The 15367-nt window shown below is 54.5% G+C and carries 19 protein-coding genes; 9 read left to right on the top strand and 10 right to left on the bottom strand.

Annotated elements, in window-relative coordinates:
- Positions 1-103: 103 nt before the first annotated feature.
- A complete protein-coding gene (locus tag KK078_RS19110; protein ID WP_254091913.1) occupies positions 104-682 on the bottom strand; it encodes a YdeI/OmpD-associated family protein in 579 nt (192 codons plus the stop codon).
- A gap of 165 nt (positions 683-847) precedes the next feature.
- Here KK078_RS19110 and KK078_RS19105 point away from each other — a divergent pair, with 165 nt between their 5' ends.
- The 4 genes from KK078_RS19105 (at position 848) to KK078_RS19090 (ending at position 3599) form a co-directional block, all read left to right on the top strand.
- On the top strand, positions 848-1612 hold the full coding sequence (locus KK078_RS19105; RefSeq protein WP_254091912.1) for an SDR family NAD(P)-dependent oxidoreductase: 765 nt from the start codon (positions 848-850) through the stop codon (positions 1610-1612).
- Between the two features lie 59 nt (positions 1613-1671).
- The gene (locus KK078_RS19100; protein WP_254091911.1) at positions 1672-2577 is read left to right on the top strand and encodes a helix-turn-helix domain-containing protein; all 906 of its coding nucleotides are present in this window, start codon (positions 1672-1674) and stop codon (positions 2575-2577) included.
- Between the two features lie 123 nt (positions 2578-2700).
- Positions 2701-3324 carry a TMEM175 family protein gene (locus tag KK078_RS19095; RefSeq protein WP_254091910.1) on the top strand — a complete coding sequence of 208 codons (624 nt, stop codon included), beginning with the start codon at positions 2701-2703 and terminating at the stop codon, positions 3322-3324.
- A gap of 29 nt (positions 3325-3353) precedes the next feature.
- Complete coding sequence (locus KK078_RS19090; protein ID WP_254091909.1) at positions 3354-3599, top strand: acyl carrier protein; 246 nt, start codon at positions 3354-3356, stop codon at positions 3597-3599.
- Here the strand turns inward: KK078_RS19090 and KK078_RS19085 are convergent.
- On the bottom strand, positions 3596-4444 hold the full coding sequence (locus KK078_RS19085; RefSeq protein ID WP_254091908.1) for an ATP-grasp domain-containing protein: 849 nt from the start codon (positions 4442-4444) through the stop codon (positions 3596-3598). The two genes, KK078_RS19090 and KK078_RS19085, sit on opposite strands and share 4 nt — an antisense overlap.
- Before the next feature lie 103 nt (positions 4445-4547).
- Between KK078_RS19085 and KK078_RS19080 the strand changes: the two genes are divergently transcribed.
- Positions 4548-4937 (top strand): DUF1801 domain-containing protein, encoded by a 390-nt coding sequence (locus KK078_RS19080; RefSeq protein WP_254091907.1) that lies wholly within the window; start codon positions 4548-4550, stop codon positions 4935-4937.
- Positions 4938-4942: 5 nt separating this feature from the next.
- Positions 4943-6205: a hypothetical protein gene (locus KK078_RS19075; protein WP_254091906.1), complete on the top strand. Its 1263-nt coding sequence runs from the start codon at positions 4943-4945 to the stop codon at positions 6203-6205.
- A 33-nt stretch (positions 6206-6238) separates the two neighbouring features.
- Here the strand turns inward: KK078_RS19075 and KK078_RS19070 are convergent, their stop codons facing one another.
- The 4 genes from KK078_RS19070 to mnmH are packed head-to-tail and all read right to left on the bottom strand — an operon-like array spanning position 6239 to position 9867.
- Entirely contained in the window at positions 6239-7084 is an 846-nt protein-coding gene (locus tag KK078_RS19070) for an alpha/beta fold hydrolase (protein ID WP_254091905.1), read from the bottom strand.
- Positions 7085-7141: 57 nt separating this feature from the next.
- Positions 7142-7732, bottom strand: a complete 591-nt coding sequence (locus KK078_RS19065) for a TetR/AcrR family transcriptional regulator (RefSeq protein ID WP_254091904.1) — start codon at positions 7730-7732, stop codon at positions 7142-7144.
- Positions 7733-7790: 58 nt separating this feature from the next.
- Entirely contained in the window at positions 7791-8840 is a 1050-nt protein-coding gene (gene selD, locus KK078_RS19060; protein ID WP_394370577.1) for a selenide, water dikinase SelD, read from the bottom strand.
- A gap of 13 nt (positions 8841-8853) precedes the next feature.
- Positions 8854-9867, bottom strand: coding sequence for a tRNA 2-selenouridine(34) synthase MnmH (mnmH, locus tag KK078_RS19055; RefSeq protein ID WP_254091902.1), 1014 nt, complete (start codon positions 9865-9867; stop codon positions 8854-8856).
- Between the two features lie 174 nt (positions 9868-10041).
- Here mnmH and KK078_RS19050 point away from each other — a divergent pair, with 174 nt between their 5' ends.
- Positions 10042-11046, top strand: a complete 1005-nt coding sequence (locus KK078_RS19050; RefSeq protein WP_254091901.1) for a hypothetical protein — start codon at positions 10042-10044, stop codon at positions 11044-11046.
- Position 11047: 1 nt separating this feature from the next.
- A complete protein-coding gene (locus tag KK078_RS19045; protein ID WP_254091900.1) occupies positions 11048-11749 on the top strand; it encodes an outer membrane beta-barrel protein in 702 nt (233 codons plus the stop codon).
- Positions 11750-11765: 16 nt separating this feature from the next.
- Here KK078_RS19045 and KK078_RS19040 read toward each other — a convergent pair whose 3' ends face one another.
- Positions 11766-11990: a hypothetical protein gene (locus KK078_RS19040; RefSeq protein ID WP_254091899.1), complete on the bottom strand. Its 225-nt coding sequence runs from the start codon at positions 11988-11990 to the stop codon at positions 11766-11768.
- A gap of 435 nt (positions 11991-12425) precedes the next feature.
- On the opposite strand from KK078_RS19040, the gene KK078_RS19035 reads away from it, so the two are divergent.
- Positions 12426-14123, top strand: coding sequence for an OmpL47-type beta-barrel domain-containing protein (locus KK078_RS19035; RefSeq protein ID WP_254091898.1), 1698 nt, complete (start codon positions 12426-12428; stop codon positions 14121-14123).
- 11 nt (positions 14124-14134) lie between these two features.
- Here KK078_RS19035 and KK078_RS19030 read toward each other — a convergent pair whose 3' ends face one another.
- The 3 genes from KK078_RS19030 to KK078_RS19020 are packed head-to-tail and all read right to left on the bottom strand — an operon-like array spanning position 14135 to position 15359.
- Positions 14135-14413 (bottom strand): GNAT family N-acetyltransferase, encoded by a 279-nt coding sequence (locus KK078_RS19030; RefSeq protein WP_254091897.1) that lies wholly within the window; start codon positions 14411-14413, stop codon positions 14135-14137.
- Between the two features lie 14 nt (positions 14414-14427).
- Positions 14428-14676, bottom strand: a complete 249-nt coding sequence (locus KK078_RS19025) for a hypothetical protein (RefSeq protein ID WP_254091896.1) — start codon at positions 14674-14676, stop codon at positions 14428-14430.
- On the bottom strand, positions 14634-15359 hold the full coding sequence (locus KK078_RS19020; protein ID WP_254091895.1) for a DUF1028 domain-containing protein: 726 nt from the start codon (positions 15357-15359) through the stop codon (positions 14634-14636). The genes KK078_RS19025 and KK078_RS19020 overlap by 43 nt, the downstream gene beginning before the upstream one ends.
- Positions 15360-15367: the final 8 nt, after the last annotated feature.

Raw genomic sequence — 15367 nt, 5'->3', positions numbered from 1 at the left:
TTCTGCATTTCAAAGGCTTTAGGGCGGTTTAGCTGTTGTTAACCGGATTTATTGGGTTAAGCGCTGTTTTTTGGGCAATGGCACGTCCAGACGTCTATCGATGCTAAAACTGCTTAGGCTTCATCCCTCTCGCCGCCAGCATAGCGATCTCCCGGACCCGCTTTTCCCGTGTCTCCGGCCGCCTGGCCAGCACCAACCATTGTAATATTGCCTTACGTCCCGACCGGCTCAGGCTCATGAAGTACTTTCTTGACCCGGGGTGCTCCCGGAAGGCCTTCGCCAAGTCCTTGGGAATTATGACCTCTTCCACATCGTCCAACGACTCCCACGCGCCATTCTGCCGGGCGACCTCGATACTCTCCATCCCCGCGGGCATCATCAGGCCCTTGTCTATCAGGCGCTGCACATGAGATTTATTGACTTTGGACCAGACGCTTTTGGGTTTCCGTTTGCAGAAGAACCGCATGAAACGGTCGTCGCCGAGTGATTTGGCCGTGCTGTCGATCCATCCGAAACACAATGCTTCTTCTACTGTTTCGGTGTATGTAACGGTCGGCATGTCAACCCCCTTTTTATAGTACACCAGCCAGACAGACTGCTTTTGACGGTGGTGCTTCTGCAACCATCGTCTCCACTCCTTCCGGCTTGCCGGGCAAAAGGTATCTATTGTTTCTTTTCCCATGATGCTGTTCTAACGTCACAAACCTACAGGCTGAACCTGACAGCGCTATGTCAGGAGTGCCGGGCGTCTGCGCGGATATCGTTGAAAAGTATAAGTCGTTCCGGAATAGATATAAGCGAGACGGCCTCCGTGTACGGACCTTTGAATCATCAAAACACAACAATCATGGAATCGACAACAAAGATCGCCCTGGTGACCGGTGGTAGCCGGGGGCTGGGCAAAGACGCCGCCGTACGCCTGGCAGAATGCGGCAACGATGTGATCATTACCTACAACAGCAAAAAGGAAGAGGCCGATGCCGTGGTGGAAACCATCCGGCAAACCGGCCGCCGGGCGGCCGCCCTGCAGCTCAACGCAGGCGACACACGGCGCTACGACGCTTTTATTATCGCCCTGCAAAGCGTCCTGAAAACGTTCGGGCAGGAACGCATCGACTACCTGGTCAACAACGCCGGCCACGGCATTACAGTGCCCGCTACTGCCGAGACCACCGAAGAACAGTTTGACGAGCTGGTGCGCGTGCACCTGAAAGCACCGTTGTTCCTGACGACCAGGATGCTGCCACTCATAAACGACGGCGGTGCGATCGTAAACATCTCGACAGGATTGACCCGGTTCACGCATCCCGGCAGCGGTGCCTACGCCAGCGTCAAGGCCGGCGTCGAGACGCTGACAAAATATATGGCCAAAGAATTCGGCGGCCGGTTCATCCGCGCCAACGTCGTGGCGCCTGGCGCGATCGCCACGGACTTCAACGGCGGCCGGCTGCGCAACAGCACCCAGGTGCAAGAAATGATCAAAGCCATTACTGCGTTGCCCCGCTTCGGTCAGGCAGACGACATCGGCAGTGTGGTGGCATTCCTCTGTTCCGACGACGCAAAGTGGGTTAGCGGACAGCGCATCGAGGTTTCCGGCGGCATGTACCTGTAGCGGTTGCGCCTGGCGGAGCTACTTGCCGATTTTTACCGTATCTTTACTAAACCAAAGCGATGACGAACTCCTTTGTCGACATAGCCACCATCAGCGACCTGCACCGCCTGTACAGCGTGCCGGCGCCCCAACATCCGCTGGTATCATTCCTGTCCCTGGACGAGATCACCCGCGACAACTTCAGCGAAAACGAGACAGCATACCGGCTCGGTTTTTACGCGGTATATCTCAAGCAGGTCAAGGGCACCATGAAATACGGCCGTTCGCAATACGACTTCGACGAAGGCACCCTGGTCTTTACCGCGCCCGGACAGGCGATCCACACGCAGCGCAAGATCACCTACAACGAAGGCTGGGGCCTGTTCTTCCACCCCGACCTGCTTTACCGCACCGCGCTGAGCAAAAAGATCCAGGGCTACTCTTATTTCCACTACGACACCCGCGAGGCCCTGCATGTGTCGGACACCGAGAAAAAGATCCTGCGCGAATGCGGCGAGAACATCCGTCGCGAGTACGGGCAAAACATCGACCATCACACGCAGGACCTGATCGTCAGCAACATCGAGCTGGTGTTGAACTATTGCACCCGGTTCTACGACCGGCAGTTCCTGGTCCGCGCCAAAGTAAACCACGACATCGTGCAACAATTTGAAACCGCCCTGCTGGACTACTTCTCCAAAGACACCCTGATCAACGAAGGACTGCCCGACGTCAGGTATTTTGCCACACAGCTGAACCTCTCCCCAAACTACCTGTCGGACCTGCTGAATAAATATACCGGCAAGACCACGCAGGAGCATATCCACCTGCAACTGGTAGAGAAGGCGAAATCCATGCTCTGGGGCACGCCGAAGTCGATCAGCGAAATAGCTTACGACCTGGGGTTTGAGCATCCCTCCCACTTCACCAAGATATTTAAGAACAAGGTGGGCGTAGCTCCCAAGGAGTTCCGGATGCAGGCGTGACGGAGACGCCTGGCAACCGGTACACTACGCGGCCGTAAAGCCCGTCAACAATCTTCCAGTATTTCTTTGTACACAGGCTATACAACAGCTCGGTTTTCCTATTTTTAAATCCGAGTTTATCTTATGACCACTACAAAAGAAACATCCCGTTTGGAATCTTTCAGTGACGGGGTATTTGGATTCGCCATTACGTTGCTTGTGCTCGACATCCACGTTCCCACCATAACCGAGGGGCAGAAACTGTTGGATCTGCTTCTGGCCGACTGGCCCACCTACCTCTCTTTCCTGATCGGCTTTTTCACCATCCTGGTGTGCTGGATCAACCACCACTATATGTTCGACCATATCTATAAGAACAACAGCAAGCTGCTGTTATTGAACGGCTTTAAGCTGTTGGTCGTAACGTTTACACCCTTTGCCACGGCCCTGCTGTCGAAGTATATCAACACACCCCAGCAGAGCACGGCGGTAGGCGTTTATGCGCTCAACTTTGCCCTGATGGGTACGTCTATGTATTTTATCTGGTTGCATGCCGTGCGGATGGATCTGATGAAGCACGAGTCCGAAGCCTTGCTAAAAATGATCACCCGTTATTATTTCCTGGCACCGGCCATGTCGGTTACGATCTTTATACTGTCATTCATAAACATCTGGATCTGCCTGGGCTTTTCCGGCATCATGTTCGCCACGTTCCTCTTTCCCGAACAGATGATGGCGTTTGCCATGCGCCGACTGGGTTCCAGATGATAAAATGCGCATCCATTAAACAATCGCCTATGGGACTTGATAGCGTAGAATTAGTGATCCGTGTCGAGAAGTATTTTGATATCGCCATTCCCGACAAGGAGGCTGCCGAAATTGTAACGGTTCAGGATTTCGCCGACTGTGTCTATACCAAGGTAACCCTGAACAAAGGGGATACTGAAAAGATCATCATCGGAATTGTTAGCGAGTCATCGGGAATCCCCGTGGGCGAAATAAAGCTGGAACACCGGATCTGCTACGACTTAGGAATAGACTAGATCTTTTCCACGACACTCGTTACAAAGCGGCGGCGGATATCTTCTCCAAACTCGAAATATAGATCAGGCTCGATCAGCTCCAGCTCCATGAGGTGGAATTTGCCGTCCAGCATTACGCCGTCCACGCGGGCGTAGAGCAGGTGGTTTTCCAGCGTGGCAATGCGCCGCCCCAGCGCCAGCAGCTCCGGCGTGGGGTCTACCCGTTGGTATACGCCTCCGTACTGACGTTGCACCCGAAAATCGCCTTCCTGCGGTTTCTTTAACACCGCATGGGAGAAGGTACCGTTAAAAAAGATCATGGACAGCTCACCTTCCGTCGTGATCTCGGGCAGGTACGGCTGGATCAGCCAGTCGTCTTGTGCAACGGCCTCCTGCAAGGCCTCGGGGGTTAACGTCCTTGCCTCATAGGTTTGCGTGAGAAAAGACCCCGCGGAGATCGCCGGCTTAATGACGATCTTGTCCCAACCCTGTGTCTGCAGCGTCTCCCATTTTACGGGAGCCGTGGCCGAGGAAAATAACGTCGGAATAATCGTAACACCCTTTTCCTGGAACCGCTTCAGGTAGAACTTGTGCATGTTGTCTTTCACAACCTGCACGGGGTTAAACATCGGCACACCGGTTCTGTCCATGGCATCCAGCCATTGCCGGAAGGCGTCGGCCTCTTTGTAATAATCCCAGGTATTGCGGACGACCAATGCGGCGAAATCCGTCCAGCGAACATCCGCAGCCTTCCAGATGACCGGTACAGCCCTGATATTCTGTTCTGCAAAAAGTGATATCAACGCCTGATCAGCCGGGTTAAGGTCCGGAAGCCGCTCACAGGTAAGTAGTGCGATAGTTTTCATATATCCCCCTATATTCACCCCCAAAAATCTACTATTTACTGGAATTTCAGCATTATCTTAGCAAAAAGTCTTTACTCCGCAGGGCACCCCTAACCCACCGTTTATGACCAAAGAGATCCAGGCGTACAACGATAGCCAGGCACCGGAAGAACAGGAAATCTGCCATACACTTGCGCACGAGATCACCCGCGGCCTGCCCGAAGCCGAGAATAAGATCTGGCATGCCCACCCTGTCTGGTTCCTGGACGGTAACCCCATCGTTGGTTATAGCAAACTGAAAGGCTGCATCCGGCTGCTCTTTTGGAGCGGTCAGTCATTCGAAGAAGACGGCCTGCAAAAAGAAGGCACGTTCAAAGCGGCCGAAGCGCGCTATACCGCCGCCGATCAGATCAAAAGACGAGACCTGGCCCGCTGGCTGAAAAAAGCACGCGAAATACAATGGGACTATAAAAACCTGATCAAGCGAAAAGGCAAACTGGAACGATTAAAATGAGGGTCATGAGATCTGTACTTGCGTTGCTACTACTCGTCGTCACGTCGCTCCCGGCCACAGCGCAAAAGAAGGATTTCGCGTATTACTACGCACAGGCCCGGGAAGCAAAAAAGACCGGGAACTATCCGTTGTTTTATGACATGATCGTCCAGGCCGGCACGCTCCATCCCAATCATCAGGGAATTCAATATGAACGCGGCCTGGCGTGCGCGCTGACAACCAAACCAGAAGAAGCAGTAACGTTCCTGAAGCGAGCCATCCTTACCAACGCAGCCTTCGACCTTCAAGTCGACGCATTAAAAGGATTACACGACCGGGAGGATTTCAAAAAATTGCTGATCCTGCAAACAGCACTCGCGACTACCACAATCCGCTCCGACACGGCCTTCGTCCTGCCCGATCGCCGGCTTCATCTCGAATCGGTCGCCGTCGGCAACGGCGGCCTGTACGGTGCGGCCGTTCACCAACGTAAGATCGTGCAGTTCCGCGACGGTGCGTTAACCGATTTCACGTCGGAGGCACAGGATGGATTAACGGCCGTTCTCGGCATCAAAGTCGACGATCCGCGAAACATACTGTGGGCCTGCTCCTCTCCGTTACCCGAGATGAAAGATTTCGATAGCACCGAAACGTCGGCCTTGTTTAAGTATGATCTGGCGACCGGAAAGCTCCTCGGCAAATATCCGATGGCCACAAAAAACCACGCCGTGTTCGGCGATTTACTGCTGTCAGACAAAGGAGCCGTTTTCATTTCAGACAGCTGGAACAACACCATCCTGACGCTGGATCCGAATACACAAAAGCTAACCCCCTGGTTTACCTCGTCCGAGCTCTGGAGCCTGCAAGGCATTACATTCTCAGACGATGAACGCTATTTGTTCATCGCCGATTATGTGAAGGGCATCTTCCGGCTGGAAATGAAAACAAAGAAATTGATTCTCCTCACAAACACACAAGACGTCTCGCTGAAAGGCATCGACGGGTTGCTGTGGTATAAGAATAGCCTGATAGCCATCCAAAACGGCACGAATCCTATGCGCACTACGGTGTATCGCCTCAATAAAGAGAAGACAGCCCTGGCGAATTTCACGATCATTGACCAGGGGCACCCGGCCTTTAATGAACCCACCAACGGTTGTATCGCAAACAACACGTTCTACTACATTGCCAACAGCCAGTGGTCGGCGTACGACGAACAACGCAACTTAAAAGATGAGAGCCAACTGCAGCAGCCGATGATCCTAAAGACAGTTTTGCAGCATAAGTGACCTACTCATTTGCGATACGCGCACGGCAGCCGATCAGCGTGCTATGATATCGTGGTTGGCAAAATCCAGGACATAGTCGACTACCTTTTCCGATCGCAGGTTATGGCCGAAGCCTTTGGTAATAATAAGCGTTGAATTATTCCAGGCGCCGTGAATGCGTCTTGAGTTCTCGACGGGCGCGTCGCCATCTTCCTCGTCGTGTATCAGCAACCCCTGGCTGCTCAGTCCCTGCGCAAATTTCGGCGCCGAGAAGTACGAAGGGGACCGGCCTATGCGTGTTTCGAAATAGCCAACGATCAGCTTTACCGACTTGGGCGAGAGCCGGAGCTCGCCAATATAGAAGGAAAAGAAATCCAACGCTTCGCCCGGAGGCGCCAGTACGATAAGTTGGTCTGGTGCCAGCCGCGGCAACCGATAGAACGTGTAGAGGGCCGTAAAGCTTCCGATCGAATGCGACAACACCGTATCAAAGCTCCCGGTTGCCTGCATAAACTTCTCGACAACCTCGCTGTACAACGGTACCGTCAAAAACTTACCGCTGCTCAGTCCGTGTCCCGGCGCATCGATGGCATAGATCGTATACCGTTCTTTGTCAAACGCCTCGACGTAACTCTTCCACCGGAACGTATGGCTTTGCCAGCCGTGCAATAAGAGGATCCGCCGGTCACCCCGCCCCCACTTGTAGGCCTGGATCGTCTCCCCCGCGTGTGTAAACGTAGACTGCTCACCAGAGTGAAGGAACGCCCGGTGTTTGTCCGTCATCTTTACCCGGAAGGGCCTGCAAAAGAATTCGAACCCAAACTTTGCCGCCCGGCCCGGCGCTACCCGGGCCAGGAAGTTGATCCATAACCCGATCGTTCTGGCGATTAATTTTTTCATAAGCATTGCATTTCGTTTTGCTATAGATACCAATCGGTATCTATCTGAACAAAAAAATTAAAGCATTATCATTTCTAACTGATCATTCAAATGTTTGATCATCTTCCGGATGTCGTTGTTATTCCCTTCCAGCTTGCTCATCATAATGCCCCCTTCAAGCGCCGCGATAATCAGTGTCGCAAAGAACGCCACATCCGTATCCGGTTTGAGCTGTTTGTGATCGATCCCGTTTTGCAGGATCGTTACCAGCGACTTCTTCAGTACCGCCAATGTCTTGACAGCCTCCTTCCGCAAGGCGGGATGGGCATCATCCACCTCGATCGCCGCATTCAGCAACGGGCACCCACCCTTCAGCGGCGGATTGGAGATATACGATTCAAAGAACTTAAAGATGCCCCGCAGCTTATCCACGGCATTCTTTTCCTGCACGATGATCACACGCAGCTTCTCAAAAAGGATATTGGACAAAAACGCCAGCGTCTCCTTTTCCAGATCATCCTTGCTCCCAAAATGCCGATAGATCGCCCCCTTCGTAAAACCCGTCGCATCCGTGATCTGGCTGATCGACGTGGCCTTATACCCCTGCGTATTAAACAATACGCCCGATTTCTTCAAAATAGTCTCCCTGGTAGCCTCCGGATCCCGCATGCCACGAAGATACCAATTGGTATCTAACTTTCCAAATCAGGCCTCACACCTGCTATATCTACACCACACTAATGACCACCTCACCATCCCGCGGCTTCAACACACCAAACGACCTGACGCGATCTTCCGAAAAGCCCTGCGCGCGCAACAGCTCTTCAAACTTCCCAACCCCTTCTTCCGCCACCGCCACCAGCAACCCACCGCTCGTCTGCGGGTCGGCCAGCACGTACCGTTGCGTATCCGACAGCGCGCCGATCTTCTGACCATAGCTGTTCCAATTCCGTGTCGTGCCGCCGGGGAAACACTTCTGTTCCAAATAGTGCGGCAGCGACGCGATGACTGGCACCTTGCTATATTCGATCTCTGCGGATAAGCCACTCCCCTCGCACATCTCCGTTAAATGGCCCAGCAGCCCGAAGCCCGTCACATCCGTCATGGCCCTTACGTAGTCAAGTTTGCCGAGCTCCTCGCCGAGCTTATTCAGCGTCGTCATGCTTTGCAACGCTATGGCTGCATCTTCCGGGCGCAGCACCCCGCGCTTCTGCGCGGTGGAAAGTATACCCACGCCTAACGCCTTTGTAAGATACAGTCTGCACCCGGGTGTCGCGGTGGAATTCTTCTTTACCTGGTGGGTGTTCACCAGGCCATTTACCGCCAGCCCGAACACCGGCTCGGGGCAATCGATGCTATGGCCGCCGGCCAGGGTTATACCGGCTTCGGCGCACACGGCGCGCGAGCCTTCCAGCACACGTTGCGCGACCTCGGGCGGCAATTTGTCGATGGGCCAGCCCAGGATGGCGATGGCCAGCACGGGCTTGCCACCCATAGCATATACGTCGCTGATCGCGTTGGCCGAGGCGATCCGGCCAAAGTCATAGGCATCGTCGACGATCGGCATAAAGAAGTCCGTCGTGGAGATGAGCGCAGTGCCGTTGCCGAGGTCCAGCACGGCGGCATCGTCGCGGGTGTCGTTGCCTACCAGCAGGCGCGGGTCCGCGGCGGCGGTGACGCTGCTGTGCAGGATCTTGTCGAGTATGGCCGGGCTGATCTTGCAGCCGCAGCCTGCACCGTGGGAATAGTGCGTGAGCTTAATTTCCTGTATGTCCATCGTTTCCGTCATATCATGGGTTTACCGGATGTGCGGCCTCGAGGGCTTGCAGCACCTTCCGGGCGTTATTGTGATGATCCGCCTGATCCTCCAGTGCGAGCGTAAGGATGCGGCCGGCATCGCGACGCGCCAGGCTGGTGCGATAGGTCTTGTCGTAGTAGGTTATCACTTCCCGGATGAAGTCCTCAAGACGGCCTTCTTGTATCGCGATGATCGCGTGTTTGGCGTGGTCGTGGCCCAGCCGTTTGCGGATGCGCTCGGTACCGGCGATCAGAAAATCCCGATCCAGTTCACCGTACTCGCGCGCCAGCGCCCGGACGCGCTGTGCGGCGTCCACCTGCAGATCTACCAGGAAAGCATCTGTCATCTGGTTCCAGAGCGGCCGGGGGATCAAACATTTTCCGATCGTCGAGCTTTCGTCCTCGATCCATATAGTCTGCTGCCGGTCGAACCGGCGTAATTGCCCGGCCAGGTTATTCTCAAACTGCTCCTGCGTGGGCTGCACGAGCTTATTCAGGCTGCCGTAGGACGAGCCCTGGTGCTGTGCGAGCTCTTCCAGGTCGACTACCTGTTCGCCTAATGTTTGAAGCGCGTGCAGGATGCGGGTCTTTCCCGAGCCGGTCATGCCGCCCAACACCACCAGTGTATACATTGCCTCGAACTGCTCCAGCACCCACCGCCTGTATTGTTTATAGCCGCCTTGTATCAGGTATACTTCGAAACCATACAAGTCCAGCGCCCACGCGATCGCGCCGCTTCGCATGCCGCCACGCCAGCAATGCACGGCGATCTTCTTTTGCGGGGCTGCTTCCAGCGCCTTCCGGATAAACCCCGACCATTTTGGCCCCGTCAGATCAAAGCCGAGTAAGATGGCCGCTTCTCTTCCCACCTGTTTGTAGGTGGTGCCGACCGTTACCCGCTCTTCATTACTAAACAGCGGCAGGTTGGATGCGCCCGGCATGTGGCCTTGTGCAAACTCCGCAGGCGTGCGCACATCCGCCAGCGGCACGGGCGTCTGTAAACACATGAAGTCGTCTATGGTGATCGGGCGAATCAATGTCGGTGTTGCGTAGGGAACAAAGAAAAGAAAAATGTAGAGATTTCAACACACGGAACGTACGTCAGAATATTTTGACAGCCCCGCTGAGGGTAAATGCTTTTTCCGTTGTCACAAGGCTATAACACGATAACCGAAACAGCCATGGACCAACGGCAACCACTGTTCACCTGGAAGTACTTCGCCTTGAGCGGGCTGATCGCGACGGCGCTGCTGGCCTTCATCCTGACGGCGTGCAACGAAGATGGCCTGGCGCACATTGACAACACCGCAACTATGCAGCCGGTCTTGTCGGAATACCAGATCTTCGAAGGAAAACCTTCGGCGCTCAATCCGGCAGCGGGCTTTCATCTATATGAGCTATCGACAGAGCTCTTTTCCGACTATGCCGAAAAACAACGGCTGGTAAAGGTGCCCTCCGGGCAAAGGCTCACGCCGCGGCAAGACGATCTGCCCGACTTCCCCGACGGAACGATCCTGGTAAAAACGTTCTATTACTACCATGACAAACGCGACACGTCTAAAGGCCGGCAGCTGATCGAAACACGCCTGGAGATCAAATCCGGCGATCGGTGGAATGTCGGCACCTATCTTTGGAACCCGGCGCAGACAGACGCCCGGCTGGTGACTTCCGGCCTCAACAAAACAGTGAACTGGATAGATGAGCACGGCATCGGCAAAGTCATTTCCTACCACGTGCCCTCTAATCACGAATGCGGCACCTGCCATTCCTCCAACGACGTCATCATACCGATCGGCCCGAAGCTTCGGAACCTGAACACCGATGTGTCGCGCGACGGCGCTGTTGTAAACCAACTCGCATACTTTCAACAGCAAGGGGTGCTGGGCGATGTAGACCCTGCGCAAATCACGGCGCTGCCCCGCTGGCAGGATACAACCTATGGCCTGCAAGACCGCGCCCGTGCGTACCTGGACATGAACTGTGCGCATTGTCACCGCCGGGGTGGCTTTGAAGACGGCGATCGTCTGCGGCTGGGGTATGACACTCCCCTGTCGGATACCGGCATCTCGGGCCAGCGCGACAACATCATCGACCAGCTCTCCGAAGGCCGCATGCCATTGATCGGCACTTCGATGGTGCACGGGGAAGCCCTGGAGCTTATACGTTCTTACATCAAAAGCCTGTAGTATGAAATACTACTTCCTCCTGCTTATACTGATGTTACCGATGGCGGCCATGGCTCAAGACACCACCCGGGTTCGTCGGTTTACCGGCCTTGTGCTGGCGTTTATACCGCAGTATAGCTACCGTTCGCTGCACTACGATGCAGACAGCCGGTGGCTGGAATCGATGCGTGACAACGAGATGCCCAACACGGGCATTAAGGCACGTGCCCAGGTGCGGTATCGAATAAACGATCGTATCGCTTTACTGAGTGGCGTCGAGTATGCAAACCTGGGTATCAAAACACGCTTCGAGGATCTGCAATGGATAAGCGAGGCAGACAATCTGCCGCAGAAGAGCCGCACCATCTATCGCTATAAATTCCTGGCGCTGCCGCTGCATATAAATTATATCCTCACCGCCCGTGACAACCTGCGTGTGTATGCAGGCGGCGGTGTCACGACGAGTGTCTTCCTTTCACGCAAGACGAAGGTCGACTTGCGCGATGATCATCATGCTTCGGCTAAGACTGTCGGCTTCGCGAAGTTTTCCTGGTCGGCTACCATAGGCGCCGGGTTAGAATACATGGTGGGCCAGCGTTTCTCCATTCGCGCCGAGCCCTTTATAGAGCACTACTTCAACTCGATCGTAACAGACGACCACATCCGGGAGTATCTGTTCTCCTTCGGACTGTCGACAGGAGTCTTCTGGGCGTTTAAGGGATGATGTCCAGAACAGGCGGTTACACCACATCGACCAATCGCTCTTCCGGCAGGGCATCGTGATGATACCGGAACGACGCCGTCTTTGTTGAGAACACAAAGCCCGCTTCATCCACCTCCATGCAGTACATGGCAGTAGGCGATACGTTGAGGTAGGCGATCAAAAGCGAAAGGTCGGATGCCGGAATCTCCTGGGCACCTTCTGTAGAAAAGGTGTGGTAGATCTTGCTACAGATCGATTTCATAACATGCAGATTCATAACACACGTTTTTCACGGGACCATCGAAAAAACCATACCCACCGTTTTCGGCGACGACCCGTGTGGCGTATGAAGCCCCGGGCGTTATCGCCCCCGCGAGCGCAGCTTTTTCTGCTTTAAGTGACACCTGTATGGTAAGATCCGGAATATGTCGACGGGACGACCACTCGCCGGCGGGCGGATGCCGCCGCAGTTGCTTTTTACCGTGGAAATGAGCGGATTAGCGCTTACCGACGGTAGGGACTTTCCTGATTATCCAAGGTGCCTTTTTACCCGACATTCGCAAAATTTTCCCCGGGTAAGCCTTTGTGCAGACAAATGTCTTTTATCTCCTGCGCTTGTGGCAACGAATGCACATGACAATTAGCCGATATTTTTATTATTTTGAAACTGCCTGATACACTAGAACCTTAACTCTATATGCGCTTAATCTTTTCTACGCTGGCGTTATGCCTCGTAGTGACTGCCTTCTCTCAGGATCAGCCTGCCTTCGAAAAGAAACCCTATAAAGATGCGGCAGGCAACCTCTATTGGCCGCTGTCACTGCCCGTCTATCTTCAGCTCTCGCCCTCCCCCGGTTCGGCGGACGCGTTCACGCTGACCGAAGGAAAAGAATCCGCTCACGCCATGAAATGGGACGGCCACGGCAAGCACCTCATCAAACACGACGACAGCCATCACACCAAGGAAAGCACGGTTGCCTTCGCCGTGAACGCCGATGGCATGGCCCCGGTATCGGTACTGGACCTGCCAGGCGCAACCCGTCATGCGGGCGCAAAGATCTTTTTTGGAAAAGGCCTTACTATCTCCGTAAAGGCGAAAGACGAAATGTCCGGACTGGCGGGCGCGCACCTTTCCATCAACCAGGCTCCCTATACCCAGCTTTCCGCTCCCATCGCATTGTCCGACGAGAAAGAATACACCGTCCGGTATTTCGCGGTCGACAACGTAGGCAATGTTGAACAACCCAAGTGGGCCACCTTTACGGTAGACCTCACGGCGCCCACGTCGACCCACGAAGTGAGCGGCGGCCACCTCGATAGTCAGATCCTTTCGCCCCGCGCATGGATCGCCCTCGCCACCCGCGACGAAGCGTCGGGTGTGAAAAGGACCGAGTACTATTTTGATACCGGCAAGCCAGTACTCTACACGACCCGGATCTCGCCGGCCGGCCTGGCCGACGGCGAGCATACCCTCACCTACTACTCGTCCGACAACGTCGGCAATCTGGAATCTCCCCGCACGTTCACGTTTTACCTCGATTCAAAAGGCCCCGAAGTGAAATCGTCGTTCGATGCGGATTTTGCCGTATCAGAAGGCCGCTCCTATGCCAGCACCAGCACGCTGATCGCGCTGGAAGCGACCGACAATAAATCGGGCGTGAAGCAGCTCTTCTACAGCATCAACGGTGCGCCGGAGAAAGTCTATACCGCTCCTTTTGCATTACCGGCTAAACAAGGCACGTACTCGATCAAATACCGGGCGATCGACCAGGTCGGCAACGTAGGCGCCACAGTTACCGACAAACAGGTCAGCACCATCTATATTGACGATACCCCGCCCGTCGTCTCGCACAGCGTCAGCCTGCCAAAGGTATTCACACGCGATACGCTTTTTGTAACCGGCAAGACGATCTTTACGATCAAGAGCTTTGACGCCGAATCGGGTGGCGCGATCGTCGACTATAAACTTGACAACGGTATCGAAACGACCTACGAAGCACCGTTCGTCGTACCCGTCGAAGGAAAACATTCCATCTCCTACAGCGGCACAGACCTGGTGAACAACTCGGCCGTCAAGACTGCGTTCTTTGTCGTAGACAATACGGCGCCCGAGATCTTTGTTCATACCAGTCTCGAGAAGATAGGCTCGCAAAAGCTGGTGGCCAGGGAGCAGGAGATCCCGATCTACGCCTCGGGCACGAGCTTCTATATGGCGGCCACAGACAAGGCTGTGGGCACAAAAGCCATATACTTTTCATTGAACCAGCAGCCGGACATGCTGTACACGCAACCGGTAAAGTTCATTACCAAAGGCGTGCATTCGCTGAAGATCAAAGCCGTCGACTTCCTGGGCAACGTCAAAACGCTGGACACGATCGAATTTGCTATACAATAACGGGGGTGTCCTCAGCGCTTCGAAATCCTCCTGAGGTCGTAGCGTTGCTCTTTGAGCGGCTTGCCAAACGCAGTGGAATCTTTTTCTTCCGTCAGCTCGAAGCCATACGACATGTAGAGATGCGCCGCCGCGGGAAGCTCATGCGTCGTCCAAAGATACGACGCGCTGTAACCGGCTTCCGACAGAAAAGCCATATAGAGATTCATCAGCTTCCTGCCCAGACCGATGCCGCGGTATTCGGGATCGAGATAAAAATAACGAAGCTGAGCGGTGTTGTTCTCGCGGTGCATGAGCAGCAGAAAGCCTACGATCCTGTCGCGGTGCTCGCATACCCACCACGATCAATGCGCGGGTCATAGTTCTCGTAAAACTCATAGAACCCCGCGCTGACGTACGCTTCAAACGCCGCGCCATAGCCATACTCCTCTTGATACAGCTTACCGTGACGGTGAATGACAAAGCCCATATCACCGGGACGAAGGTCGGTTCGTATGATGACATCCGCCAGTGTTATGTCTCTGCCCTGTGACGTCTGTCCGCTTTTCTTTTCCATCGCTGGTACTTAAGTCTCAATAAGTCCACTGCATTCTGCTTGCCCTTACCTTGTCCGAAAATCTGCAAATCCAGATAAGGTCTCTTATCGTTTGGGTTGACGACCATCAGAAAGGCACTGGTCGCCCGCTGCTCGCCACACCGTTTGTCGCCACCGGCCCGTGCACCGGCTTCCAACGCCGTCAGGAGAATTTCCGAAATGTGCAGGGCATCTCCTTTTCCTTTCCGTACAGCAGCCATGACGACGGCCAGCGTGGTATCGCTGGCCAACGTATTTCCCTGCACGGAAACACCGTAGTCGGTCAGGCCACCATGAAAGGGCTTCGTCAAACGCCCCGTATAGATGCCGGGCTGATCCAGGAATCCGATCGTCACTACGGCATATTGCTGGCGTTCGGGGTCGAAGATCGAGTCTCGCATGGCCGTGATGATCTCGTCGGGCAAGGCGTTTGCCAGGATCATCCGGATCCCCTTTTCGCGCGCATCGCTATTGCTCATCGCCTGCACAATGACGCCCCCCACGTTGGGCACGATCTTACCAATGCCGTAACAGTTATACGTACAGGAAGCTCCGGCGATGCCGATCTCGTGTGTTTTGGGATCAACAATAATAATCGACCATGTTGCAAACACGTGTGTATGCGCCAGCAATACGATGACAACCGCGGCGATAAGCTTCTTCATACTTCTTT

Origin of the sequence: Dawidia soli, from assembly GCF_018598185.1 — a bacterium.
Lineage (GTDB): Bacteria > Bacteroidota > Bacteroidia > Cytophagales > Cyclobacteriaceae > Ohtaekwangia > Ohtaekwangia soli.
Note: the sequence above shows the minus strand (reverse complement) of the source record. Positions and strands in the feature narration are given on the sequence as shown.